Origin of the sequence: Streptomyces avidinii (assembly GCF_045161815.1) — a bacterium.
Lineage (GTDB): Bacteria > Actinomycetota > Actinomycetes > Streptomycetales > Streptomycetaceae > Streptomyces > Streptomyces avidinii.
Genome location: NZ_CP108863.1, coordinates 3,317,064 through 3,341,101, shown reverse-complemented (window position 1 = coordinate 3,341,101; position 24,038 = coordinate 3,317,064). Strand labels below are relative to the sequence as shown.

The following is a 24,038-nucleotide window of genomic DNA, read 5'->3' as shown; positions in this document are numbered from 1 at the left end:
GACGGGCCCTACGCTCCCGCACCCGCTCCGGGCGCCCCGGCCCCACCGGCGTCCCCGGCGAGCATGTCCGTCCACATCGCCGGGAAGTCCGGCAGGGTCTTCGCGGTCGTCGCCACGTTCTCGATCTGCACGTCCTTCACCGCCAGGCCGATCACCGCGCCCGCGGTGGCCATGCGGTGGTCGTCGTACGTGTGGAACACGCCGCCGTGCATCCGGCGCGGCCGGATGTGCAGACCGTCGGCGGTCTCGGTGACATCGCCGCCGAGCGCGTTGATCTCCTTGGTCAGCGCGGCCAGCCGGTCCGTCTCGTGCAGCCGCAGGTGCGCGACTCCGCGCAGCACCGACTCGGAGTCGGCCAGGGCCGCCACCGCCGCGATGCCCGGGGTGAGCTCGCCGACCTCGCTCAGGTCCACGTCGATGCCGTGGATCTTGCCGGTGCCGGTGAAGACCAGGCCCGCGTCGGTCAGCTCGCAGGAGCCGCCCATCTCCGTGAAGATCCGGCGCAGCGCGTCACCGGGCTGCGTGGTGCGGCGCGGCCAGTCCGGGACGGTGACCGTGCCACCGGTGATCAGGGCCGCGGCCAGGAAGGGCTGCGCGTTGGAGAGGTCCGGCTCGACGACCATGTCGCGGCCCAGCAGCGCGCCGGGGGTGACCCGCCAGACGTTCTTCTCGCCGCCCGCCTCGGGGGTGTCGACCTGGGCGCCCGCCGCGCGCAGCATCTCCACGGTCATCCGGATGTGCGGCATCGACGGCAGGTTGCCGCCCACGTGCCGGACCTCGACGCCCTGGTTGAAGCGCGGGGCGGAGAGCAGCAGCGCGGAGACGAACTGCGAGGAGTTGCTGGCGTCGATCTCGACCGTGCCGCCCTCCAGGGCCCCGCCGCCCAGGACGGTCATCGGCAGCGCGCCCCGGCCGTCGTCGTCGATCCGGGCACCGAGGGTGCGCAGGGCGCTGATGACCTGGCCGAGCGGGCGCTCGTAGGAGCGCGGGTCGCCGTCGAAGCGGATGTCACCGTCGGCGAGCGTGGCGACGGGCGGCAGGAAGCGCATGACGGTGCCCGCGTTGCCGACGTCCACGGTCGTCGGGCCGTGCAGGGCCGCCGGGATGACCCGCCAGGCCTCGCCGCCCGCGCCGTCACCGGCGGAGCTGGAGGAGACGGTCTCCTCGATGCCGACGCCCATCGCGCGCAGCGCGTCCGACATCAGCTGGGAGTCGCGCGAGCGCAGCGGGCGGCGCACCCAGCCGGGCTCGGAGGCGAGCGCGGCGAGCACCAGGGCCCGGTTGGTGACCGATTTGGAGCCCGGCACCGTGACGGTGGCGTGGACGGTCCCATCGGCGAGCGGAGCGGGCCAGAGGGCAGGGAGCGCGGGGGTCTCGGTCATGGCCCCCACTTTAGTGGCTTCCCCCGACCCCAGATCTTGATCCCGGTCCCGTCTCAGGGAGCGGTCACAGGTCGAGCAGCCAGCGGGCGCCGCCGATCAGCGAGCACAGGGCGACGACGTGGAAGAAGAGCAGCCACACCACCGGGTGCAGGTGCGTGAGCCGGCCGAGCTGGTCGGCGTCGGAGTCGGGCGCCCCGCCGCCCCGGCGCTTGGCGCCCAGCTCGAACACCGGCCGGACCCCGCCGAGCAGCAGGAACCACACCACCAGGTACACGAAGCCGGCCTGCACCTCGGCCGGGGTCAGCCAGGACACCAGCAGGAAGGTTCCGCCGGTCAGTACCACCGTCAGCGCCCCGTACGCGTTCCGGATCATCACCAGCATCGCGAGCAGCAGGGCGGTGGCCACCCACAGCAGCAGGGTGATCCGGTGCGCGGACAGCAGCGCCGCGCCGCCCAGTCCGAGCAGCGAGGGCGCCGTGTACCCGCCCGCGGCGGTCAGGATCATCCCGAGCCCGGTCGGCCGCCCCCGGCTGACGGTGACCCCGCTGGTGTCGGAGTGCAGCCGTATCCCGCTCAGGCGCCGCCCGGTCAGCAGCGCCAGCAGGCCGTGCCCGCCCTCGTGCGCGATGGTGATCGCGTTGCGCGACAGCCGCCACAGCGGGCGGGGCCCCACCGCGGCCAGTGCGACCAGCCCCGTCGCGATCACCAGCCACCGGTCGGGCAGGGCCTGTATGCCCGTGAGCCGGTCCCACAGACCGGCCGTATTGCTGCTGTCCATAAGGTGGCGGACTCCTTGTGGTGGTGTTCCGGGGGCACCACCCAGCGGTAGCTGGGGGCGGCATGGCAGTGTGACAGCCATGTGCGGACGGTATGCGGCGAGTCGTAGGCCCGAGGACCTCGTGGAGGCATTCGGCATCGAGAAGTGGGAGCCGGAGGAGGCCCTGGCCCCCGATTTCAACGTGGCGCCGACGAAGAAGGTCCACGTGGTCCTCGACCGTCCCCTCAAAGACGCTTCGCACCCCCGTCCGGTTCGCCAGCTGCGCGTCCTGACATGGGGGCTGGTCCCCTCCTGGGCCCAGAACCCCGACGGCGCCGCCCGGATGATCAACGCCCGGTCGGAGACCCTGCACGAGAAGCCCTCCTTCCGCCGGGCCTTCGCGCAGCGCCGCTGCATCGTCCCCGCCGACGGCTACTACGAGTGGGTCACCGCCCACGACGAGCGGCAGCTGGAGGCGGAGGGGAAGAAGAAGCGCGCCCGCAAGCAGCCCTACTTCGTGCTCCCGTCCGACGGCTCCGTCTTCGCCATGGCCGGGATCTACGAGTTCTGGCGCGACCGGACCCTGCCCGACGAGCACCCGCTCGCCTGGTGGGTCACCTGCTCGGTGATCACCACCGAGGCCGAGACCACCCCCCTGGGCGTGGCCCCCGCCGAAGGCCCGCGCTCGCTCTCCGAGATCCACCCGCGGATGCCGCTGATGCTGACCCCGGACCGCTGGGACGCCTGGCTGGACCCCGCGAACACCGACACCGAGGGCTCCCTGCGGGACCTGCTGGCGCCGCCGCCCGGCGGGCTGATGCGCGCCTACCCGGTGTCCACCGCCGTGAGCAGCGTGCGCAACAACGGCCCCGAGCTGCTGACGGAGCTCGCCGCGCCGGAGGAGGCCACCCTCTTCTAGCCCGCCGCTGCCGGATACCGCCCGGCAGGATGGGTCGCATGACCACGCGTACCGAGAGTGTCGACACCACGGCGGGCGAGGCCCGCATCACCTGGCACAGGGCGGTGAAGCCGAGGCCGAGGCTCGTGCTCGCCGTGAGTCACGGGGCCGGCGGGGGCATCGAGGCCCGCGACCTCCAGGCGCTGGCCGCCGCCCTGCCCGCCCGCGGGATCACCGTGGCCCTGGTCGAACAGCCCTGGCGGGTCGCCGGGAAGAAGGTCGCCGCCGCGCCCAGGGTGCTGGACGAGGGGTGGCGCGGGCTGTGGCCCGCGCTCACGGAGCCCGGGCTGCCGGTGGTCGCGGGCGGGCGCAGCGCCGGGGCCCGGGTGGCCTGCCGGACCGCGGCCGAGCTGGGCGCCGCCGGGGTGCTGGCGCTGGCGTTCCCGCTGCATCCGCCGGGCCGGCCGGAGAAGTCCCGCGCCGGGGAGCTCACCGGCGCCGGCCGGCCGACCCTGGTGGTCCAGGGCGGCCGGGACCCCTTCGGGCGGCCCGAGGAGTTCCCGGAACCGGGCGGACAGGACCCGTACGAGCTCGTGGAGGTGGCCCACGGGGACCACGGCTTCGCGGTGCCGAAGAAGGCGGACACCACCCAGGAGGAGGCCCTCCTGACGATCACCGAAGCGGTGGCGGAGTGGCTCGGGAGGCTCCCGGTGTGAGGCCGGCCGCCCGGCGCCCGGCGCGAGCCGAAATCGCGCCGGGTGCCCGGGAATGCCCTGCCCGCCCCCTCTGTTGTCTCGGATGTCGGAACGTACGGGAACTCGTCGGAGGAGAGGGAGCGCATGACCCAGGTCATCAGCCAGAACCGTCGGCAGGCCGCTGACCTGGACTGGACCGTGCTGCCCGCGCCCAAGCGCAGCTCGCTTCGGGCGGCGGAGGGCCGGGAAGGTCGACTATTCTCCGATTCGAGCGGATCCGCTTTCGGAGCCGCCACGCTGTCGGAGGAGGTGGGTCCTGTCGCTGGGACCGACGAAGGCCACGCGGAGGAGACGACCCTGGAGCGCAATGCGCGCTTCGAACGGGACGCCCTCGGCTACCTCGACCAGATGTACTCGGCCGCGCTGCGCATGACGCGCAACCCGGCCGACGCCGAGGACCTGGTCCAGGAGACGTACGCGAAGGCATACGCGTCCTTCCACCAGTTCCGCGAGGGCACCAACCTGAAGGCGTGGCTCTACCGCATTCTGACCAACACCTTCATCAACTCCTACCGCAAGAAGCAGCGTGAGCCCCAGCGCAGCGCCGCGGAGGAGATCGAGGACTGGCAGCTGGCGCGCGCCGAGTCGCACATGTCGACCGGACTGCGTTCCGCCGAGTCGCAGGCGCTCGACCACCTGCCCGATTCGGATGTGAAGGAAGCCCTGCAGGCCATTCCGGAGGAGTTCCGCATCGCGGTCTACCTTGCCGACGTAGAGGGCTTTGCGTACAAGGAGATCGCGGACATCATGGGTACACCCATCGGTACGGTCATGTCGCGACTGCACCGTGGCCGCCGTCAACTCCGCGGAATGCTGGAGGACTACGCCCGTGAGCGCGGGCTGGTTCCCGCGGGCGCGGGAGAGTCGAACGACCGGAAAGGCTCGGGCTCATGAGCTGCGGAGAGCCGCACGAGACAGAGTGCTCTGAGGTCCTGGATCACCTGTACGAGTTTCTCGACCAGGAGATGCCGGACAGTGACTGCACGAAGTTCGAGACGCACTTCGGCGAGTGCAATCCCTGCCTGGAGAAGTACGGCCTGGAACAGGCCGTGAAGAAGCTGGTGAAGCGCTGCTGCGGGTCGGACGACGTGCCGACCGACCTGCGGTCGAAGGTCATGGGCCGGATCGAGCTGATCAGGTCTGGCCAGGCGGTGCCCGACCACGACGTCACCGCCGACAATCCCGCTCCCGGCTGACCCGCTCCGGTATCGGTAACCGGTGATCGGTAACCGGTCCGGCGATTGAACAACCGCCCCCGGAAGGGCAGTTCATTCACCCGAATGTGCTAATCCGGGGGCGTCCGCATGGCCCAATGCGGAAATATGGCCCGCCGCGCTCCGGGCCCCACCTATTCTCCCCAATCGGTGCTGGTTCCATTCAGCACCCGGTGTGCACGGCACAGGGGAGGAGAACGCCATGCGGGCACTTCCGCCGGGGGCGCGCGCCTACATCCTGTGCGCCGTCCTCGTGGCCGCCGCGTGCGTCACCCCCGCCCTCACGGATTCCGGTACGCCCTGGGCGGCCGTGGCCGTGCTGGCCGTGCTCTACCTCGGCTGCGAACTCCTCGGTGTCTGCCCGCTGCCGGGCAGCCGGGTGCCCGAGGGCATCGGCTCCTTCCTCCCCGTGGTGCTCGCCGCCGTCTTTCTGCTGCCGCCCGCAGCCGCCGGGCTCGTGGCCCTGCCCGGCGCCTTCGCGGGGACCGTGGTCCAGCGGCCCGCCGGCGTGCGCCGGGTGTGGCACGCCGCGCAACAGGCGACGGCCGCCTGGGTCGCGGGGCAGGCGTACGGGCTGCTGCGCGGCCCGGCCGCGCTCGGCGGCGGGGCCGCCACCGGGTCCGGGCCGTCCGCCGAGCTCGCCGACTTCCCCTACGTCCTGCTGCCCGCGGCCGTCGCCGCCGTCGCCTTCAGCCTCGTACTCACCGCCCTCGACGGCGGCGTCCTGGCCCTCGCCGAACGCCGGCCCGCCGCCACCGCCTGGCGCGGACTCGCGACCCGCTCCCTCGCCCCGCACTGCGTCCACGGCCTCGCCGGACTGATGATGGCCGTGATGTGGCGCAGCCCGTACGGGCTCCCGGCCGCACTGCTCGTCCTGCTGCCGATGTACATCTCCTGCTGGCTCTTCGCCCAGTACCACCGCGAGCGCGGCGCCCACCGGGCCACCATCCGCGCACTCGTCCACGCCGTCGACATCAAGGACCGCTACACGCGCGGCCACAGCGAACGGGTCGGCCAGGCCTCCACGATGATCGCCCGCGAGCTGGGCATGACCGAGGACCGGCTGGAGACGGTGCGCATCGCCGGGATCCTGCACGACGTCGGCAAACTCGGCGTCCCCACCCGGCTGCTGCGCAAGGACGGGCCGCTCACCCCGCAGGAACGCCGGATCATTGAGCTGCACCCCGAGTACGGGCACGAGATGGTGCGCGGCATCGGCTTCCTGGGGGAGGCCCGGTCCGCGATCCTGCACCACCACGAGCGGGTCGACGGCTCCGGCTATCCGTACGGGCTGACCGGCGAGCAGATCCCGGTACTGGCCCGCGTGGTGGCCGTGGCCGACGCCTTCGACGCGATGACCTCGACCCGCTCGTACAGCCGGGCCCGGCCTGTGCCGGTCGCCCTGGCCGAGCTGGAACGGTGCGCGGGGGCACACTTCGACCCGGCGATGGTACGGGCACTGGTCGACGCGATCGGCCGGACCGGCTGGCACCCGGTGGTGACCTCGGACGAGGACCTCCAGGTGATCCCGGCGAGGGCCGCCCCCACGGGGGACGAGGCGAAGGCGGAGCCGGTGCCGGGGCCGGAGCGGCCCGGTGTGCCCGTGGGCCGTACGCGGCAGGGGGCGGGCCGTGACGCCGGCGGCACCGGGGCGGGCGCGTGAGGACGACCCCGGCGGTGTGGACGGTGCGGGGAGCCGCGGCCGTGCTCACCGTCGCCGGCCTCGCCCACACCCTGTGGAACGGCGTCGCCGAGCCCGGCGCGGCCCTGGCCTTCGGCGCACTGATCACCATCGGCGAGCTCGCCCGCCGCGACCGCCAGGACCCGCCGGGCCGCCACCCCGCACCGCTCGGCTCCGCCGGAGCCCTGGCCTACGCCCTGCTCGGGCAGAGCGCCGGGCAGCCCACCCGCCACGGGGTGCTCCAGATCGTCGCGGTCGTCGTCGCGGCCGCCCTCGCCGGGATCGTCCCGCACATCGCCCGGGGCCGCGGGCCCGCCGTCGACCACCTGTCCCGCCGGGTGCTCACCGTCGCCTTCGCCGCCGCCTGTTTCCAGCCGCTCTACAACTCGGGCCGACTGGAGGAACGGGTCGGCCAGGGCCCGTACCTCGTCCTCTTCCTGCTCCTCCTGCTGGGCCTCACCGCCCTGTGCGACGCCGTGCTCGCCGCCGCGCCGGCCGGGGCGGCGACGGGCCGGCCCTACGGGCCCCTGCTGCGCGACGAACTGCGCGCGCAGCTCGGCATCGGCTCGGCGATCTGCGCCACCGGGGTCGTGATGGCGCTCGGCGCGGCCGTCGCGGGCCTGTGGGCCCTGCCGGTCTTCAGCGTGCCCCTGCTGCTGACCCAGCTCTCCCTCCACCGGATCATCGCGATCCGCACCACCTACCGCCAGACCATCACCTCCCTGGCCCGTGCCACCGAGATCGCCGGCTGCACCAGGCCGGGCCACTCCCGCCGGGTGGCCGCCCTGAGCTGCGCCGTCGGGCGCGAGCTGGGCCTGTCGGAGCGGGAGCTCACGGTGCTGGAGTACGCCGCCCTCATGCACGACATCGGGCAGCTCTCCCTCGTCGACCCGGTCCCGGACGGGGCCACGGCCGGGCTGCCCGGCGCCCAGGCCCGCCGGATCGCCGAGCTGGGCGGGGAGGTCGCCCGGCAGACGGGGGTGCCGGCCGAGGTCGCCGTGGTCGTGGAGCGGCAGGCGGATCCGTACCGGGAGCAGCCCACATCGGCCCGGATCGTGCGTACGGTGAATGCGTACGACGATCTGGTCGGCGGGAGCCGTCACCCGGGTGGCTCACTGGCCGCCCTGGAGCGGCTCCGCCTGGGCACCGGGCACGATTACCAGCCGGAGGTCGTGGAATGCCTGGCAAGGGTTCTGGCCAGGGGCGGACGTGACAGAGTGGTGCCCGTCCCACCTGGGTAACCCATGGGTAATGAGCGGCCGTCCGAGTGGGCATGGTTGGATGCCAGTAAGAGGGACCGTAGGAGTGTCCGCAAGGCTGCACCGTTGGACCGGCAGGCGGGAATCGTGAGGATCTTCGGGAAGGTACGGCATCGGCCCTCCGCCTCGTGGCGGCAGGCCACCGACCGCGCGTTCACGCTGATCGGCGACGGGCGGTACGAGGACGCGGGCGCGCTCCTGACCAGAGCCGCGGACCTGGAGCCCTGGCTGTCCGAGTCCTGGTTCAATCTGGCGCTGCTGCACAAGTTCCGGCACGACTGGGAGCAGGCGCGGGCCGCCGGGCTGCGCGCCGTGGCCCTGCTGGACCGGGAGACCGGCGCCCCGGACTGGTGGAACGTGGGGATCGCCGCCACCGCGCTGCAGGACTGGCCGCTGGCCCGGCGGGCCTGGCAGGCGTACGGGCTGAAGGTGCCCGGGGACGCCGCCGGGGCGGGCGAACCGGTCGGCATGGAGCTCGGCAGCGCCGCCGTGCGGCTCTCGCCCGAGGGCGAGGCCGAGGTGGTCTGGGGGCGCCGGCTGGACCCGGCCCGGCTGGAGGTCCTGTCGATCCCGCTGCCGTCCTCGGGGCGGCGCTGGGGCGAGGTGGTGCTCCACGACGGTGTGCCGCACGGCGAGCGGGTGACCGCGGCCGGACCCTCGTACCCCGTGTTCGACGAGATCGAGCTGTGGGCGCCGTCGCCCGTGCCCACCTGGGTGGTACTGCTGGAGGCGGCCACCGAGGCGGACCGCGATGCGCTGGAGCAGCTGGCCTCGGACGCCGGGTTCGCCGCCGAGGACTGGTCCTCGTCGGTGCGGCTGCTGTGCCGGACCTGCTCGGAGAGCGAGATGCCGAGCGACGAGGGCGACGGCGAGCACCTCGATCCGCACGACCACAGCGAGCCGGGGCACCCCGGACCGCTCGGGCACCGTACGGCCGGCTCCGGGTCCCTGTGGGTCCCCGAGCGCGAATGCGGGATCGCGGCACCGGCCGGTCTGGTGCGCGGACTGCTCGACGGCTGGGTCGCGGACAGCCCGGGCACCCGCGAGTGGCGGGATCTCGAAGAAGTCTGCTGACCCGGGGCCGTAGGCTGTACGGGCACATCGATGGCCACGACGACCATCGGTGACCGGGACTTACGGAAGGCGTACGGCGGACATGTCGCAGCAGGAGAACGAGGTTGTCGAGAGCGTGAACGACGGGTACGTCGTGGACACCGAGGACTGTGAGGCGCGCGAGCTCGCCCACCGTCAGCGCGGCACGGCCCGTCCGATCACCGTGGTCGGCAACCCGGTCCTGCACCGGGAGTGCAAGGACGTCACCGAGTTCGGCGACGAGCTGGCGCAGCTGATCGACGACATGTTCGCGAGCCAGAAGGCCGCCGAGGGCGTGGGCCTGGCCGCGAACCAGATCGGCGTGGACGCCAAGGTCTTCGTCTACGACTGCCCGGACGACGACGGCAACCGGCACACCGGTGTCGTGGTCAACCCGAAGCTGATCGAGCTGCCGGCCGCCGCGCGGGTGCTGGACGACTCGAACGAGGGCTGCCTGTCGGTCCCGACGGCGTACGCCTCGCTGGCCCGCCCGGACTACGCCGAGGTCGAGGGCCAGGACGCGCAGGGCAACCCGATCAAGGTGCGCGGCACCGGCTACTTCGCCCGCTGCCTCCAGCACGAGACCGACCACCTGTACGGCTACCTCTACATCGACCGCCTCTCGAAGCGGGACCGCAAGGACGCCCTGCGGCAGATGGAAGAGGGCACCCCGCGCTACGAGACCGTCCCCAACGCCTGACCGTCCCCCACACCCGGCCGGCCATGACGGTCCAGGCCGTCTCCTTCGGATCCTGCCGGGCCCGCGCCGCCCGGCACCGCACCCGGCCGCGTTGTCGGGGCGCCCGAGTACGTCCAGTACAAGGGCGCCCCTCCGCCTTGCCGGGCACGGCACAGGACGCCGCGGGCCCGGCGGACCTTTCCGGTCACAGCACTAGGCGGCCTGCGGGCCCCGGAAGGCGCGCCGGAACGAGTTCGGCGTGGTGCCCAGGGTCCGCAGGAAGTGGTGGCGCAGGGCGGCCGCGTTGCCGAAGCCGCAGCGGCCGGCGATCGCGTCCACCGTGTCGCCGGTCGACTCCAGCAGCTCCTGCGCCAGCAGGACCCGCTGGCGCAGCACCCACTTGTACGGGGTGGTGCCGGTCTCCTGGAGGAAGCGGCGGGCGAAGGTCCGCGGGGACATGTGCGCGCGCTCCGCGAGCTGCTCGACGGTGATCTCCTCGTCCAGGTGGCGGGCCATCCACTCGATCACCTCGCCCACCGTGTCGCAGGCCGTGCGCGCCATCGGCCGCTGGATGAACTGGGCCTGCCCGCCGTCGCGGTGCGGCGGCACGACCATCCGGCGCGCGATGATGTTGGCCACCTCGGCCCCGTGCTCCTGGCGGACCACGTGCAGGCACGCGTCGATGCCCGAGGCCGTGCCGGCGGCGGTGATCACCGGGCCCTCGTCCACGTAGAGCACGTCCGGGTCGACGACCGCCCGCGGGAAGCGGCGGGCCAGGGCCCCGGCGTGCATCCAGTGCGTGGTGCACCGGCGGCCGTCCAGCAGCCCGGCCGCGCCGAGGACGTACGCCCCGCTGCACACGCTCAGGACCCGCGCACCGCGGTCCACGGCCCGGCGCAGGGCCGCGAGCAGGGGTTCGGGGTAGATGCGCCGGTCGGCGTTGCCCGCGGCGGGCAGGCAGATCAGGTCGGCCTCCTCCAGCCGGTCCGGCCCGTGCGCGGGCGTGATCGAGAAGGCGCCCCCGCCCACGGTCAGTGGCCCCTCCTCCGCCGCGCACACGGCGAAGTCGTACACCGGTACGCCCATGTCACTGCGATCGATTCCGAACACCTCGCAGAAGATCCCCAGCTCGAAGGGGGCGACTCCGTCGACGAGGGCCACGGCCACGTTGTTCATCATGAGAGCAGTGTGGCAGTAATTCGGTCTTCCATGACAGTACTGCCACTGTCGATCATGGGCGATCAGGCGGACAGTAGAGGTATGACCACCTTCGTGAGTTACCTCGTCGTCCTCGCCTTCGCCGCCCTGCTGCTCGGACCCGGCCTGTACGGGATCCTGCGCGACCGGCGCATCGACCGGCAGCTGCGGGCCGTCGCCACCCGGCTGGTGTGGCTCCCGCGCCAGCGGTCGGGCGGCCTCCCGCCCACCCCGCGCCGCTCCGGCGGGTGGCACCTGGGCCCCGTCATCCACTGAACCGGGGAACGCGAGAAGCCGGGACACGGATCGACCGCATCCCGGCTCCCCGGTGAGTCCCGGGCCCCTGGAAGTCCTCGAAGCCCTGGAAGTTCTAGAAGTTCTAGAAGTCCTCGTCCAGGTCGACCGTGCCCTCGACCGCGACCTGGTAGGCCGACGGACGGCGCTCGAAGAAGTTCGTCAGCTCCTGCACGCCCTGGAGCTCCATGAAGGAGAACGGGTTCTGCGAGCCGTACACCGGCGGGAACCCGAGACGGACCAGACGCTGGTCCGCGACGCACTCCAGGTACTCGCGCATCGACTCGGTGTTCATGCCCGGCAGGCCGTCACCGCACAGGTCGCGGCCGAACTGCAGCTCCGCCTCCACGGCCTCCTTCAGCATGTCGGTGACCTGCTGCTGGAGAGCGTCGTCGAAGAGCTCCGGCTCCTCCTTGCGGACGGTGTCCACGACCTCGAACGCGAAGTTCATGTGCATGGTCTCGTCGCGGAACACCCAGTTGGTGCCGGTGGCCAGACCGTGCAGCAGACCGCGCGAGCGGAACCAGTACACGTACGCGAAGGCGCCGTAGAAGAACAGGCCCTCGATGCACGCGGCGAAGCAGATCAGGTTCAGCAGGAAGCGGCGGCGGTCGGCGGCCGTCTCCAGCCGGTCGATCTTCTCGACCGAGTCCATCCACTTGAAGCAGAACTGCGCCTTCTCGCGGATGGAGGGGATCTCCTCGACCGCGTCGAAGGCGGCCGCGCGGTCGTCCGGGTCCGGCAGGTAGGTGTCGAGCAGCGTCAGATAGAACTGGACGTGCACGGCCTCCTCGAACAGCTGGCGCGACAGGTACAGGCGCGCCTCCGGGGAGTTGATGTGCTTGTAGAGCGTCAGCACCAGGTTGTTGGAGACGATCGAGTCGCCCGTCGCGAAGAACGCGACCAGCCGACCGATCATGTGCTGCTCGGAGGGCGTCAGCTTCGCCAGGTCGGCGACGTCCGAGTGGAGGTCGACCTCCTCGACGGTCCAGGTGTTCTTGATCGCGTCCCGGTAGCGCTCGTAGAAGTCCGGGTAGCGCATGGGGCGGAGCGTGAGCTCGAAGCCCGGGTCCAGGAGGTTCTTGGTGTCGTTGGAGCGCATTACTGGCAGGCCTCGCAGGACTCGGGGTTCTCAAGGGAGCAGGCCAGCGCCTCGGCGTCGGCGACCGCCTGCGGCAGCTCGACGGGGGTGGCCGCCTGCGCGGCGCGGGCGATCTTCGTCGCCGGGCGGGAGCGCAGGTAGTAGGTGGTCTTCAGGCCCTGCTTCCAGGCGTACGCGTACATCGAGCTGAGCTTGCCGATGGTGGGCGTCTCCAGGAACAGGTTCAGCGACTGCGACTGGTCCAGGAACGGCGTACGGGCCGCCGCCATGTCGATCAGGCCGCGCTGCGGGATCTCCCACGCCGTGCGGTACAGCTCGCGGACCTCGGCCGGGATCCAGCTGAAGCCCTGGACCGAACCGGAGGCGTCGCGCAGCGCCTCGCGGGTCTGGGCGTCCCACACGCCGAGCTGCTTCAGCTCCTCCACCAGGTAGCCGTTCACCTGGAGGAACTCACCGCTGAGCGTCTCGCGCTTGAAGAGGTTGGAGACCTGCGGCTCGATGCACTCGTACACGCCGGCGATCGAGGCGATCGTCGCCGTCGGGGCGATGGCGAGCAGCAGGGAGTTGCGCATACCGGTCTCGGCGACGCGGGCGCGCAGCGCCTCCCAGCGCTCCGGCCAGTTCAGCTCGACGTCGTAGTGGTCCGGGTGCAGGACACCGCGGGCGGTGCGGGTCTGCTCCCAGGCCGGCAGCGGGCCGCTGCGCTCGGCGAGGTCGCACGAGGCCTCGTAGGCGGCCAGCATGATGCGCTCGGAGAGCTTGGTGGACAGGGCCTTCGCCTCGGGGGAGTCGAAGGGCAGCTTCAGCTTGAAGAAGACGTCCTGGAGGCCCATCGCGCCCAGGCCCACCGGGCGCCAGCGGGCGTTGGAGCGGCCGGCCTGCTCGGTCGGGTAGAAGTTGATGTCCACCACGCGGTCGAGGAAGGTGACGGCGGTACGGACGGTCTCGTCGATCCGCTCCCAGTCGATCTCGCCGTCCACGACGAAGGCACCCAGGTTGACCGAGCCGAGGTTGCAGACGGCGGTCTCGCCGTCGTTGGTGACCTCGATGATCTCGGTGCACAGGTTCGAGGAGTGCACGACGGTGCCCGGCTCGGCGGTCTGGTTCGCCGTGCGGTTGGAAGCGTCCTTGAAGGTCATCCAGCCCTGGCCGGTCTGCGCGAGGGTGCGCATCATCCGGCCGTACAGGTCGCGGGCGGGCATGGTCTTGCGGGCCAGGCCGTCCGCCTCGGCCTTGCGGTAGGCGGCGTCGAAGTCGTCGCCCCACAGGTCGACCAGCTCGGGCACGTCGGCCGGGGAGAACAGCGACCACTCGGCGTCGGCGTTCACGCGGCGCATGAACTCGTCCGGCACCCAGTGGGCGAGGTTCAGGTTGTGCGTACGGCGCTGGTCCTCACCGGTGTTGTCGCGGAGCTCCAGGAACTCCTCGATGTCCGCGTGCCAGGTCTCCAGGTAGACGGCGGCGGCGCCCTTGCGGCGGCCGCCCTGGTTCACGGCGGCGACGGAGGCGTCGAGGGTCTTCAGGAACGGCACGATGCCGTTGGAGTGGCCGTTGGTGCCGCGGATCAGCGAACCGCGGGCGCGGATGCGGGAGTACGACAGGCCGATGCCGCCGGCGTGCTTGGAGAGCCGGGCCACCTGGTGGTAGCGGTCGTAGATCGAGTCGAGCTCGTCCAGCGGGGAGTCCAGCAGGTAGCAGGAGGACATCTGCGGGTGCCGGGTGCCGGAGTTGAAGAGCGTGGGGGAGGACGGCAGGTAGTCCAGGCGGCTCATCAGCCGGTACAGCGAGGCCACTTCCTCCACGGCCTGCACGCTGTCGTCCGCCGCGAGGCCGCAGGCCACGCGCAGCATGAAGTACTGCGGGGTCTCGATGACCTGACGGGTGATCGGGTGGCGCAGCAGGTAGCGGCTGTGCAGGGTGCGCAGACCGAAGAAGCCGAAGCGGTCGTCGGCGCCCTCGGCGAGGGTGAGCTCGACGAGCGAGTCCAGGCGGCTCGCGTGGGTGCGCACGAACTCGGCCGTGCGGTCGGCGATGAGGCCCTCGCGGTGGCCGACCTCGACGGAGGCCGAGAAGGAGGTGGAGCCCTGGCCCGCGGCCTCGTCCCGGACGGCCAGCGTCAGCAGGCGGGCGGCGAGCCGGGAGTAGGCCGGGTCCTCGGAGATCAGACCGGCGGCGGCCTCCGTGGCCAGCCCGCGCAGTTCGGCATCGTCGGCGGCGGAGCTGCGGCCGCGCAGGGCGGAGGCCGCGACCCGGCCGGGGTCGGTGTCGGGGAGGTCCGCCGTCAGTTCGGTGAGGGTACGCAGCAGCGTGGCCCCCGGGCCCTCGGTGTTGTCGCCAGAAGTGGACTCGGCGCGCGGTGCGGAAGGCGCGATGGTCACGGCGGGAGCTCTCCCTCGCTCGGCCCGGTCATCGGCGGAGCGGGGCGCGAGCGGGCGCATGCGGGCGCGACAGGAACGCGTACCCCGCATGGCGTCCACCGGCCCAACCGCGAGGCCCGGACGTGTCGGCACCCGGTTCGGTCGAGCCGGGCGCGCTGACGGCAGGTCATCGGACTTGGTGTCCGGATGCCGGACACTTCATACCGTTGCGGGACAGTTCCGGATTCTCACCGGATTCCCCTGCGGCGACAGCAGGCATGAGCATACATGTGGGGGCGGCCCGATGCGGCAACCCCCACATGTAGTGTCGGCGTGGCTACAGCTTGAGCCGATACGTGAGGAGTGTCAGGCCTTCGATCGGCGCCCAGTCCCGCTCCGGCGTGCGTACGAAGCCCAGGCGCGTGTAGATCCGGTGGGCGCCGGCCATGCTGCGCTGGGTGGAGAGCACGATGCCCGTGACCCCCTCGACGGCCCGCGCCCGTTCGATGCACGCCCGCACCAGAGCCTCGCCGGCGCCCTGGCCGCGCGCCGCGTGGGCCACCGCGAGCATCCGGAACTCCGCCTCGTCGGGGGCGGCGATGTCGGCGAGCGGGCTGCCGGGCGCGGCGAAGGTCACCCCGCCCAGCACCCGCCCGTCCCGCTCGGCGACGAGCACCTCGGCCGAGGCCGCCCGGCCGGCCACGTCGCGCAGCACGTGTAGGTATGCGTCGTCCTCGTTGAAGTCCAGATGCCCGTCGGCGAGGTAGGCCTGCGCCGTGATCTCGCCCAGCTCCGCGTAGTCGGCGGGCACCACCGTTCTGATCACCATGTCCATGCGGTCGAGTGTGCAGGACGGGTGCCGGCGGGCGGCGCCGTCGCCGGAGACGGCTGAACAGCGCGAAGGCCCCGCCGGAAGCAACCGGCGGGGCCTTCGGCGCGCGGGGCGGCTCAGCAGCAGCGGAAGCCCTCGCGGGGGTCCGCCTCGCGCGCGTCCGTACGGGCGCGTTCGAAGGCGCGGCGGGTGAGGACCTCCGCGTCCGGGTCGTGGGAGCGGGCGTGGGCCACGTACCGGTCGTACGCGGCCTCGCCCGAGAACTCCCGTACGTAGAACCGGGCCCTGGCCAGCGCGCTCCGTACGGTGCTCACGCCACCGGCTCCTTGACGTGTCCGCCGCCCGCGTCCGGGCCCGCCGCGGCGAGCTCCGCCCGCTCGTCCGCGGTGGCGATCAGACCGGCCGGGGCGACGATCTTCGACTCGGTCCACGGGACCTCGGAGAGGGTCGCCGACTCCGGGTTGCGGACGGCCTTCAGGCAGGTCCGGGCCGCGTCCGCGAGGACCACGATGATCAGGACGGCGAAGAAGGCGCACAGCACGCCGTCGACCGTGGCATTGGTGACCACGGTGTGCATGTCGTCCATGTTCTTGGCCGGCGCCAGCACCTTGTCGGCGTCGATTCCGGCCTGGTACTTGTCGCGCTGGGCGAAGAAGCCGACCTTCACGTCCTCGGAGAAGATCTTCTGGTAGCTCGCGGTGAGGGTCACGGTGGCGTCCCAGACCAGCGGAACGCCCGTCACCCAGGCCCACTTGAGCCGGCCGGACTTGACCAGCAGCGTGGTGCAGACGGCCAGCGCGACCGCGGCGAGCAGCTGGTTGGCGATGCCGAAGAGCGGGAAGAGCTGGTTGATGCCGCCCAGCGGGTCCTTGATGCCGACCCACAGGAAGTAGCCCCAGCCGCCGACGACGATCGCGCTCGCGAACCACACGCCGGGCTTCCAGCTGACGTCCCTGAAGGACTTGTGCACGTTGCCGAGGGTGTCCTGGAGCATGAACCGGCCCACGCGGGTGCCCGCGTCGAGCGTCGTCAGGATGAAGAGCGCCTCGAACATGATCGCGAAGTGGTACCAGAACGCCTTCATGCCCGCGCCGCCGATCACGGCGGAGAAGATCTCCGACATTCCGAGTGCGAAGGTCGGCGCGCCGCCGGTGCGGGAGAGCAGGCTGGCTTCCTCCACGTCCTTGGCGGCCTGGGCGAGGGCCTCGGGGGAGATGGCGAAGCCGAAGTTCGTCACCGCCTGGGAGGCGGACTCGACGGTGGTGCCGATGACGCCACCGGGGGAGTTGACGGCGAAGAAGAGGCCGGGTTCGATGATGCAGGCCGCGATGATCGCCATGACGGCGACGAAGGACTCGGTCAGCATCGCGCCGTAGCCGATCATGCGGACCTGGGTCTCCTTCTGGATCATCTTCGGGGTGGTTCCCGAGGAGACCAGGGCGTGGAAGCCGGAGAGCGCGCCGCAGGCGATGGTGATGAAGACGAACGGGAACATCGACCCGGCGAAGACCGGTCCGTCGCCGCTCGCCGCGAAGTCGGTGACCGAGGGCATCTTCAGCGTGGGCATCGCGATGACCACGCCGAGCGCGAGGAGCGCGATGGTGCCGACCTTCATGAAGGTGGAGAGGTAGTCGCGGGGCGCGAGCAGCATCCACACCGGCAGGACCGATGCGAGGAAGCCGTACACGACCATCCAGATGACCAGCGTCTCCTTCTCCAGGGTGAAGGTCCCGGCGAAGGAGGACTCGGCCACCCAGCCGCCCGCGACGATGGCGAGCAGCAGCAGCGCGACGCCGATGACGGAGACCTCGGTGACCCGGCCCGGCCGCAGGACGCGCAGGTAGAAGCCCATGAAGACGGCGATCGGGATGGTCATCCCGATGGAGAAGACACCCCAGGGCGAGTGCGCCAGGGCGTTGACGATGACCAGGGCCAGCACCGCCAGCAGGATGATCATGATGGCGAACACGGCGACCAGGGCGGCGGCCCCGCCGACGGGACCGATCTCGTCCCGGGCCATCTGGCCCAGTGAACGCCCGTCGCGGCGGGTGGAGAAGAACAGGGTGACCATGTCCTGGACGGCCCCGGCGAAGATGACGCCCGCGACGATCCAGATGGTGCCCGGCAGGTAGCCCATCTGCGCGGCGAGCACGGGTCCCACGAGCGGACCGGCGCCGGCGACGGCGGCGAAGTGGTGGCCGAAGAGCACCCGGCGGTCGGTGGGATGGAAGTCGACACCGTTGTCAAGGCGTTCGGCGGGGGTGGCGCGGGTGGCGTCCACCTTCAGTACGCGGTCCGCGATGAAGCGCGCGTAGAAGCGGTAGGCGATCGCGTACGAGCCCAGTGCGGCGGCGAGCAGCCAGGCCGCGGAGATCTCCTCGCCGCGGGAGAGCGCGAGCACGCCCCAGCCGATCGCGCCGACGAGTCCGACGAGCACCCACACGGCGATGGACCTGGGCGAGGGCGAGCCGGGCGTGGTGCCCGGACTCGCCGCGTCCCGTTCTGTCCCTGTTGCTTCCGGTTCAGGCATGACCTCGTCCCCTCGTCGATCATCTGCGTAAGCGCAGGGAATCTACGGGGGATTGCCCGGTGAGCGTAAGCCCCCGTCCGCAATCCGGTATGTGAAGGAATTCGGTACGCGGGATCCGCCGGGCGGGGACGCAGGGCCAGGTCAGACGGCGGGACGCTTGAGCCTGGCGACGAACTTGTAGCGGTCGCCGCGGTACACCGACCGCACCCACTCCACCGGTTCGCCGTCGGCGTCCAGGGAGTGCCGGGAGAGCATCAGCATCGGCAGCCCGACGTCGGTGCCGAGCAGGCCGGCCTCGCGCGGGGTGGCCAGGGAGGTCTCGATGGTCTCCTCGGCCTCGGCCAGGTGCACGTCGTACACCTCGGCGAGAGCGGTGTAGAGAGAGGTGTACTTGGCGAGAGACCGGCGCAGCGCGGGGAAGCGCTTGGCCGACAGGTGGGTGGTCTCGATGGCCATCGGTTCGCCGCTCGCCAGCCGCAGCCGCTCGATGCGCAGCACCCGGCCGCCGGTGGTGATCTTGAGCAGTCCGGCGAGGGTGTCGTCGGCGGTCACGTAGCCGATGTCGAGGAGCTGGGAGGTGGGTTCCAGCCCCTGGGCCCGCATGTCCTCCGTGTAGGAGGTCAGTTGCAGGGCCTGGGAGACCTTGGGCTTGGCGACGAAGGTGCCTTTGCCCTGGATCCGCTCCAGTCGCCCCTCTACGACCAGTTCCTGAAGGGCCTGCCGGACGGTGGTCCGCGAGGTGTCGAACTCGGCCGCGAGCGTGCGCTCCGGCGGCACCGGGGTGCCGGGCGGCAGTGTTTCGGTCATGTCGAGCAAGTGCCGCTTGAGTCGGTAGTACTTGGGCACGCGCGCCGTGCGAGTGGCTGCCCCGCCCTCCGGCTCCGTGGTCGCCCCTTCGGTGGCCATCGCCGCCCGCCTTCCCGACTCCAGTTTCGCTGCCGTCACCGGCTCCTCCGATATGTGCGGTCACATCGTGACACGTAAGGGGGGACAGGCCTTCTCTCTCCCCAGGTGTCGGTCCGATAACGGACCGGGCACCCGCTCATTAGACCCTTGACACCCCTAAAGGTCTAGGCCAAGCTCCAGCTACTGGTCTAAACCAATATGGATCAGATCCCGGCCCCACGGCAGTACTTCGCGTATGTCACCGCGGCGGGCAAGGGAAGTGCAGGCAGGCATCCCTGAGGAGGGTGGCGTGAAGCGCAAGCTCATCGCGGCGGTTGGAGTCGCGGGCATGGTTATCGGCCTCGCGGCGTGCGGTGATTCCGACAGCAAGGGCGGCGACAAGGCCTCCGATGCCAAGGAGCTCACCGTCTGGCTGACGGTCGACGCGCAGAAGAACTGGCCGGAGCTCGTGAAGGCGGCCGACGACGCGATCGTCGCCAAGCACCCGGGTCTCACCATCAAGCACGAGTACTACGGCTGGCCGGACAAGAACGCCAAGCTGGACGCCGTGCTCGCCACGGACAAGGCCCCGGACGTTGTCGAGATGGGCAACTCCGAAATGATCGGCTACATGTCGACCGGCGCCTTCGCCGAGGTCGACCCGTCGAAGTTCGAGAACTCGGCCGCCTGGCTGGACGCCCTCAAGGAGTCCGTGACCTACGACGGCAAGACCTACGGCGTCCCCTACTACGCCGGTGGCCGCGTCGGCACCTGGCGCAAGGACATCGCCGCCGAGGCCGGCGTCACCGCCGCGCCGAAGACCTGGGCCGAGTACACCGCAGCGCTCGACAAGATCCAGGCCGCGAAGGGCGACAAGTTCAGCGCCCTCTACCAGCCCTCCCCGGACTGGTACGCCGCGATGTCCTTCGTCTACGAGGCGGGCGGCAGCATCGCCAAGAAGGACGGCGACAAGTGGAAGGGCAACCTGTCCTCCCCCGAGTCGCTGAAGGGGCTCAAGCAGTACAAGGAGCTCCTCGACAAGTACATGCACGCCGACAAGACCAAGGACGAGTCCGACCGTCCGGTCGTCTTCGGCCAGGGCAACTCCGCGGCGATCTTCGCCGCCGCCTGGGAGGGCGCCACCGCCGGCACCCCGGAGAACGACAAGGTCGGCGGCCTGAAGGACAAGCTGGAGAACTTCGTCCAGCCCGGTCCGAGCGGCAAGAACCTCCCGGTCTTCCTGGGCGGTTCGGACCTGGCCATCCCTGCCAAGTCCAAGGCCAAGGACATCGCCGCCGAGTGGATCAACGTCTTCACCGGCGCCCAGGGCCAGAAGGGCCTGATCGAGAAGGGCAACCTGCCGAACAACAAGACGGACCTCGGCCCGCTGAAGGCCGACCCGAAGACGCAGGTCGCGGCCACCGCGGCCGAGTCCTCCTGGTTCGTCCCGACGGCGTCCGGCTGGGGCCAGATCGAGAAGGCCAAGCTCCTCCAGACCACGCTCCGCGACATCGGCACCGGCAACAAGTCGGTCGAGGACGCGGCCAAGGCCGCCGACGCCGAGATCGACAAGGTCATCAACACCAAGTGACCTGAGTGGGCAGGGCCCCGCCGGACCGGCGGGGCCCTGCTGCCCGTCAAGAGAGGGACCCCCGAGGAGCGCGCGATGAGTGCCGCACAGACAACCACCGCCGACCTGCCGCCGGCGAAGCAGAAGACTTCCCCCGGAGCGACGCCGGGCAGCCCGGCCGCACCGGCCCGGCCCGGCCGCAAGGGCCCCGGTGCCACTCCCTGGCTGCTGCTGGCCCCGTGCCTGCTGGTCATCGCCCTCGTCATGGGGTACCCGCTCTACCGGCTGGTGGCCCTGTCCTTCCAGAGCTTCGGCAAGTCCGAGCTCTGGGGCTTCAAGGATCCCGAGTTCGTCGGCTTCGACAACTTCGCCAAGATCCTCGGCGACGGCGAGTTCTGGGCCGTCGTCCTGCGTACGGTGATCTTCGCGGTCGGCGCGGTCGCCGCGACGATGGTGATCGGCATGCTCATCGCGCTGCTGCTCCAGAAGGTCTCCGGCTGGGTCAAGGCACTCATCAGCATCGCCCTCGTGGCCAGCTGGGGCATGCCGATCATCGTCGCCACCGCCGTCTTCAAGTGGCTCTTCGACGCCGACTACGGCGTCCTCAACTACCTGATGAGCAGGCTCCCCGGCGTCGACATGATCGGCCACAACTGGTTCACCAGCGGCCCCCAGGGCCTCGCGGTGATCATGCTGCTGGTGGTCTGGGGTGCGGTCCCCTTCGTCGTCATCACCCTCAGCGCGGGCCTCACCCAGGTGCCCAAGGAGCTGGAGGAGGCCGCCCGGCTCGACGGCGCGGGCGCGTGGGGCGTGTTCCGGCACGTCACCCTCCCCATCCTGAAGCCGATCCTCGTCATGCTGACGACCCTCTCCGTCATCTGGGACATGGGCGTCTTCCCGCAGGTCTTCGTGATGCGCAACGGGAACCCGGAAGCCGAGTTCCAGCTGCTGACCACCTACTCGTACCAGCAGGCCTTCGTGGTCAACGACTATTCGGGCGGCTCCGCGATCGCCCTGGTGACCGTTCTGCTGCTGCTCGGCGTGGTCGCCGTGTACATGCGCCAGATGCTCAAGATCGGAGAGGTGGAATGAGCGTGACCACCACGCCCACCGCGACCCCGCGCGTCGCAGGCCTGAAGCAGCGCAAGAAGTCCAAGCTCGGCTGGAACCTCCTCGGCCTGCTGGTCTTCGCCACCGCGGGCTTCCCGGTCTACTGGATGCTCAACACGGCCTTCAAGCCGTCCAAGGAAGCGATCAACCCCGATCCGCAGTTCTTCCCGCACACCTTCACGCTGGCCAACTTCTCCCGCGCGCTGGACATCGCCGACTTCTGGGGACCGGTCGGCCGCAGCCTGATCGTCTCGCTCGTCGTGGTCGTCATCGGCATCGCCGTCGGCATGCTGGCCGCCCTGGCCATCTCCCGCTTCGCCTTCCGCGGCCGCAAGGTCGTGATCGTCGGGATCCTCGCCGTCCAGATGGTCCCGCTCGTCGCGATGATCATCCCGGTCTTCCTGCTGCTGAACGACCTCGGTCAGTACGACAGGCTCACCGGCCTGATCATCACGTACCTGACCTTCGTCCTGCCCTTCACCGTGTGGACGCTGCGCGGCTTCATCGTCAACATCCCCAAGGAGCTGGAAGAGGCGGCCATGGTCGACGGCTGCACGCCGACCGGCGCCTTCCTGCGGGTCGTCTTCCCGCTCCTCGCCCCCGGCATGGTCGCCACCTCCGTCTACGCCTTCATCCAGGCGTGGAACGAGTACCTGTACGCGCTGATGCTGATGAGCCAGCAGAACCAGACCGCCACCGTCTGGCTCGGCAACTTCACCACCAAGCACGGCACCGAGTTCGCCCCGATGATGGCCGGCTCCACCATGATGGCCGTCCCGATCGTGGTCCTCTTCCTCATCGTCCAGCGCAAGATGGCCGCGGGCCTCACCGCCGGCGCCGTGAAGGGATAACGGCCCCATGACTGTTCTTGCGCACCGCACCGATACGGTCACCCGCGACGCCCTCGCCGTCCTCCAGCCCGGCTTCGAGGGCACCACCGCCCCCGCCTGGCTGCTCCGCCGGGTCGGCGAAGGCCTCACCGCCGTCGGCCTGTTCGGCCGCAACATCGCCTCGCCCGAGCAGCTCGCCGCGCTGACCGCGCAGCTGCGTACCGAGCGCGACGACGTCCTGGTCGCCATCGACGAGGAGGGCGGCGACGTCACCCGCCTGGAGGTCCGCGGCGGCTCGTCCTTCCCCGGCAACCTGGCCCTCGGCGCCGTCGACGACACCACACTGACCCGCGAGGTCGCCCGCGAGCTGGGCCGCCGCCTCGCCGAGTGCGGGGTCAACCTCAACTGGGCCCCGTCCGCGGACGTCAACTCCAACCCGGACAACCCGGTGATCGGCGTACGGTCCTTCGGCGCCGACACCCACCTCGCCGCCCGGCACACCGCCGCCTACGTCGAGGGCCTCCAGGCCGCGGGCGTGGCCGCGTGCACCAAGCACTTCCCGGGCCACGGCGACACCAACGTCGACTCGCACCACGCCCTGCCGCGCATCGACGTGGACCTGGACACCCTCCAGGCCCGCGAGCTCGTCCCCTTCAAGGCGGCCATCGAGGCCGGCACCAAGGCCGTGATGAGCGCGCACATCCTGGTGCCCGCCCTCGACCCGACCCGCCCGGCCACGCTCAGCCCGCAGATCCTGACGGGTCTGCTGCGGGGGGAGCTCGGCTACGAGGGCCTCATCGTCACCGACGGCATGGAGATGCACGCCATCGCCGGCACGTACGGGATCGAGCGCGGCTCGGTGCTGGCCATCGCGGCCGGCGCCGACGCCATCTGTGTCGGCGGCGGACTCGCCGACGAAGCCACCGTCCTGCGGCTGCGCGACGCGCTGGTCGCGGCCGTCCGCGAGGGGGCACTGCCCGAGGAGCGCCTCGCAGACGCCGCGGCCCGCGTCCGCGCGCTCGCCGCATGGACCCGCGGAGCCCGGCCGGACGCGCAGCCGGAGGGGAGCCGCGCGTCCGGCATCGGGCTGACGGCCGCCCGCCGCGCCGTGCTCGTCACGGGCTCTGCCAAGCCGCTCACCGGCCCCTACGTCGCCACGCTCGCGCCCGTCGCGAACATCGCGGTGGGGGACGAGACCCCCTGGGGCGTGGCGGCCGAACTCGCCGAGCTGCTCCCGGGCACCGGGTCGGGCGTCTACCCGGAGGGCTCCTCGGCCGGGGACGTCCTGGCGGCCGCGGGGGACCGTACCGTCGTCGTGGTGGTCCGTGACGCGCACCGGCACCCCTGGATGACCGAGGCCGTCGACGCGCTGGTCGCGGCCCGGCCGGACACGGTCGTGGTCGAGATGGGCCTGCCGCGCGCCGAGCCGCGCGGGGCCCTGCACATCGCCACGCACGGCGCCTCGCGCGTCTGCGGCCGAGCCGCCGCCGAGGTGATCGCGGGCGCCTGATCCCGCCAAGAGCCCCTGACCAGGGCGTCAGCCCCTGTGCCGGACACCGTCCGGGGCAGGGGCTGCCGGGTGTCCGGAGCCGGCCACCGCGCGTACGGAGAAGG

At 71.4% G+C, this 24,038-nt stretch carries 22 protein-coding genes and 1 riboswitch; of the genes, 13 read left to right on the top strand and 9 right to left on the bottom strand.

Translation table 11 applies throughout. The features are described from left to right. Positions 1 to 8: 8 nt before the first annotated feature. Together aroA and OG373_RS14445 are read right to left on the bottom strand one after the other, a co-directional pair. The gene (gene aroA / locus OG373_RS14450; RefSeq protein WP_405438659.1) at positions 9 to 1,382 is read right to left on the bottom strand and encodes a 3-phosphoshikimate 1-carboxyvinyltransferase; all 1,374 of its coding nucleotides are present in this window, start codon (positions 1,380 to 1,382) and stop codon (positions 9 to 11) included. 64 nt (positions 1,383 to 1,446) lie between these two features. After that, positions 1,447 to 2,160, bottom strand: a complete 714-nt coding sequence (locus tag OG373_RS14445; protein WP_405438657.1) for a M50 family metallopeptidase — start codon at positions 2,158 to 2,160, stop codon at positions 1,447 to 1,449. A gap of 79 nt (positions 2,161 to 2,239) precedes the next feature. Here OG373_RS14445 and OG373_RS14440 point away from each other — a divergent pair, with 79 nt between their 5' ends. From OG373_RS14440 to def, 8 genes are all read left to right on the top strand, one after another. Further along, positions 2,240 to 3,058, top strand: a complete 819-nt coding sequence (locus OG373_RS14440) for an SOS response-associated peptidase (protein ID WP_405438655.1) — start codon at positions 2,240 to 2,242, stop codon at positions 3,056 to 3,058. Between the two features lie 38 nt (positions 3,059 to 3,096). Further along, positions 3,097 to 3,753: an alpha/beta family hydrolase gene (locus OG373_RS14435; RefSeq protein WP_405438652.1), complete on the top strand. Its 657-nt coding sequence runs from the start codon at positions 3,097 to 3,099 to the stop codon at positions 3,751 to 3,753. A 288-nt stretch (positions 3,754 to 4,041) separates the two neighbouring features. After that, complete coding sequence (locus tag OG373_RS14430; protein ID WP_030385954.1) at positions 4,042 to 4,686, top strand: sigma-70 family RNA polymerase sigma factor; 645 nt, start codon at positions 4,042 to 4,044, stop codon at positions 4,684 to 4,686. Further along, positions 4,683 to 4,988: a mycothiol system anti-sigma-R factor gene (gene rsrA, locus OG373_RS14425; RefSeq protein WP_030012982.1), complete on the top strand. Its 306-nt coding sequence runs from the start codon at positions 4,683 to 4,685 to the stop codon at positions 4,986 to 4,988. The genes OG373_RS14430 and rsrA overlap by 4 nt, the downstream gene beginning before the upstream one ends. A 220-nt stretch (positions 4,989 to 5,208) precedes the next feature. Beyond that, positions 5,209 to 6,669, top strand: coding sequence for an HD-GYP domain-containing protein (locus tag OG373_RS14420; RefSeq protein ID WP_405438650.1), 1,461 nt, complete (start codon positions 5,209 to 5,211; stop codon positions 6,667 to 6,669). Further along, positions 6,666 to 7,928 (top strand): HD-GYP domain-containing protein, encoded by a 1,263-nt coding sequence (locus OG373_RS14415; protein WP_405438648.1) that lies wholly within the window; start codon positions 6,666 to 6,668, stop codon positions 7,926 to 7,928. The genes OG373_RS14420 and OG373_RS14415 overlap by 4 nt, the downstream gene beginning before the upstream one ends. A 105-nt stretch (positions 7,929 to 8,033) precedes the next feature. Next, positions 8,034 to 9,020, top strand: coding sequence for a hypothetical protein (locus tag OG373_RS14410; protein ID WP_030385957.1), 987 nt, complete (start codon positions 8,034 to 8,036; stop codon positions 9,018 to 9,020). An 82-nt stretch (positions 9,021 to 9,102) separates the two neighbouring features. Beyond that, positions 9,103 to 9,738 (top strand): peptide deformylase, encoded by a 636-nt coding sequence (gene def, locus OG373_RS14405; protein WP_030385958.1) that lies wholly within the window; start codon positions 9,103 to 9,105, stop codon positions 9,736 to 9,738. A gap of 192 nt (positions 9,739 to 9,930) precedes the next feature. Here def and OG373_RS14400 read toward each other — a convergent pair whose 3' ends face one another. Beyond that, positions 9,931 to 10,896 carry a helix-turn-helix domain-containing protein gene (locus OG373_RS14400; RefSeq protein ID WP_405438644.1) on the bottom strand — a complete coding sequence of 322 codons (966 nt, stop codon included), beginning with the start codon at positions 10,894 to 10,896 and terminating at the stop codon, positions 9,931 to 9,933. A gap of 81 nt (positions 10,897 to 10,977) precedes the next feature. Here OG373_RS14400 and OG373_RS14395 point away from each other — a divergent pair, with 81 nt between their 5' ends. Continuing rightward, positions 10,978 to 11,190 (top strand): hypothetical protein, encoded by a 213-nt coding sequence (locus OG373_RS14395; protein WP_397729158.1) that lies wholly within the window; start codon positions 10,978 to 10,980, stop codon positions 11,188 to 11,190. 103 nt (positions 11,191 to 11,293) lie between these two features. On the opposite strand, the gene OG373_RS14390 is transcribed toward OG373_RS14395, so the two are convergent. From OG373_RS14390 to OG373_RS14365, 6 genes are all read right to left on the bottom strand, one after another. Beyond that, positions 11,294 to 12,310, bottom strand: coding sequence for a ribonucleotide-diphosphate reductase subunit beta (locus OG373_RS14390; protein WP_405438641.1), 1,017 nt, complete (start codon positions 12,308 to 12,310; stop codon positions 11,294 to 11,296). Then, positions 12,310 to 14,688: a ribonucleoside-diphosphate reductase subunit alpha gene (locus OG373_RS14385; RefSeq protein WP_405438639.1), complete on the bottom strand. Its 2,379-nt coding sequence runs from the start codon at positions 14,686 to 14,688 to the stop codon at positions 12,310 to 12,312. The genes OG373_RS14390 and OG373_RS14385 overlap by 1 nt, the downstream gene beginning before the upstream one ends. 142 nt (positions 14,689 to 14,830) lie before the next feature. After that, positions 14,831 to 14,960: riboswitch (cobalamin riboswitch) on the bottom strand. A 44-nt stretch (positions 14,961 to 15,004) separates the two neighbouring features. Beyond that, entirely contained in the window at positions 15,005 to 15,502 is a 498-nt protein-coding gene (locus OG373_RS14380; RefSeq protein WP_405438637.1) for a GNAT family N-acetyltransferase, read from the bottom strand. Positions 15,503 to 15,615: 113 nt separating this feature from the next. After that, positions 15,616 to 15,813, bottom strand: a complete 198-nt coding sequence (locus tag OG373_RS14375) for a CstA-like transporter-associated (seleno)protein (RefSeq protein WP_397729155.1) — start codon at positions 15,811 to 15,813, stop codon at positions 15,616 to 15,618. Continuing rightward, positions 15,810 to 18,029 carry a carbon starvation CstA family protein gene (locus OG373_RS14370; RefSeq protein WP_405438634.1) on the bottom strand — a complete coding sequence of 740 codons (2,220 nt, stop codon included), beginning with the start codon at positions 18,027 to 18,029 and terminating at the stop codon, positions 15,810 to 15,812. The genes OG373_RS14375 and OG373_RS14370 overlap by 4 nt, the downstream gene beginning before the upstream one ends. Before the next feature lie 141 nt (positions 18,030 to 18,170). Continuing rightward, entirely contained in the window at positions 18,171 to 18,935 is a 765-nt protein-coding gene (locus OG373_RS14365) for a GntR family transcriptional regulator (protein WP_030016685.1), read from the bottom strand. Between the two features lie 289 nt (positions 18,936 to 19,224). Between OG373_RS14365 and OG373_RS14360 the strand changes: the two genes are divergently transcribed. The 4 genes from OG373_RS14360 to OG373_RS14345 all read left to right on the top strand — a co-directional run bounded on the left by OG373_RS14360 (position 19,225) and on the right by OG373_RS14345 (position 23,934). After that, entirely contained in the window at positions 19,225 to 20,505 is a 1,281-nt protein-coding gene (locus OG373_RS14360; protein ID WP_405438632.1) for an extracellular solute-binding protein, read from the top strand. 75 nt (positions 20,506 to 20,580) lie between these two features. Then, on the top strand, positions 20,581 to 21,576 hold the full coding sequence (locus tag OG373_RS14355; protein ID WP_397729152.1) for a carbohydrate ABC transporter permease: 996 nt from the start codon (positions 20,581 to 20,583) through the stop codon (positions 21,574 to 21,576). Next, a complete protein-coding gene (locus OG373_RS14350; RefSeq protein ID WP_405438630.1) occupies positions 21,573 to 22,445 on the top strand; it encodes a carbohydrate ABC transporter permease in 873 nt (290 codons plus the stop codon). Before OG373_RS14355 ends, OG373_RS14350 begins: the two co-directional genes overlap by 4 nt. Positions 22,446 to 22,452: 7 nt before the next feature. Next, positions 22,453 to 23,934 (top strand): glycoside hydrolase family 3 protein, encoded by a 1,482-nt coding sequence (locus tag OG373_RS14345; protein ID WP_405438628.1) that lies wholly within the window; start codon positions 22,453 to 22,455, stop codon positions 23,932 to 23,934. Positions 23,935 to 24,038 lie beyond the last annotated feature (104 nt).